This is a genomic window from Microbacterium sp. UBA837 (assembly GCF_002296025.1).
Classification (GTDB): Bacteria; Actinomycetota; Actinomycetes; order Actinomycetales; family Microbacteriaceae; genus Microbacterium.
Map to the genome: position 1 here is coordinate 6,055 of NZ_DBHD01000032.1, position 1,208 is coordinate 7,262.

A 1,208-nucleotide genomic window follows, 5' to 3' on the forward strand; every position below is an offset into this window, starting at 1 on the left:
CGGGTCAGCAGTACCCGGGGCCGCAGTACGCCGATCCGGCATACGGCCAGCAGCCATACGCTCAGCCCTCGTACGGCGACCCCCGGTTCCCGAACGCGCAGGTCGAGACCTCGCACGCGGAGTTCACTGACGAGTTCGAGTCGGTGCTGGAGCGCATCTCGGTGCACCGGTCCACCATCGGATGCGTCATCCCCTGCTACAACGAGGAAGAGTCGATCGCGGGGGTGCTCGAGAGTCTGCTGCACCAGACGCGCGTGCCCGACGTCATCCACGTCGTCGTCAACAACACCACTGACGCCACAGTTGCTATCGCTTCGCAGTACGCCGGCCCGCACCAGGTGGTGACCGACCTCGGCGAGCAGTTCACCGAGGTGTTCATCCACGACATCGGCAAGAACCCCGACAAGAAGGTCGGTGCGCTGAACTACGGCTACGCCCTTGTCGAGGGCTACGACTACCTGCTCGGTGTCGACGGTGACACCATCGCTGACGAACGGGCAGTGGAGTACCTCGAGACCGAGGCCGTCGGTGACTCGCGGATCGGTGGGATCTCGGCGATCTACACGATCGATGACCGCCCCATCAAAGGCCTGATCGGCAAGTTCTTGATCGCCGGTCAGCGCACACAGTTCGCGGCGTTCAACCTGCAGAATCTGCTGCGCGGACGCAACATGGCAGTGCTCGGCGGCCAGTTCTCGATCTTCTCGACGGCGGCACTGCGCGATGTGATGCGCGCCAACCACCAGAGCACGCCATGGGTGAAAGACAGCGAGGTGGAGGACTCCCTGCTGTCGCTGCAGATCAAGAGCGCCGGCTACCTCACCAAGATCAGCCCGTACGCACGGGCGAGCGTGGGCGGCATGACGACCCTCAAGGGGTACGACGCGCAGCAGGTGAAGTGGACCTACGGCGCGATCGAGCTCATGTGGCCCGGCCAGCGCGGCGACACCAAGGGGCAGCCCTTCCACCCGAACCTGCGCCTCCGGTGGTTCGAGAACTTCGGCATGCTCACGAACCTGTTCGTGCGTGTTGCGTTTTTGACGCTCCTGGCAGCATCGCTTTCGATCAACGCGTTCGTCTTCTCGCCCTGGTGGCTCATTCCGCCGCTGGTGGCGACGCTGCTGAACCTGCGCGTGGCGCTGACGATGAAGTACGTGAACCAGCGAGACATCCTGTTCTCGGCACTCGTGTTTCCGGCGGAGATCTTC

The 1,208-nt window shown here is 63.8% G+C and carries 1 protein-coding gene; it reads left to right on the forward strand.

The genetic code is table 11. From position 1 onward, the window contains the following. On the forward strand, positions 1–1,208 hold a 1,208-nt coding region (locus B3587_RS02595), incomplete at both ends, for a glycosyltransferase family 2 protein (protein WP_292726324.1).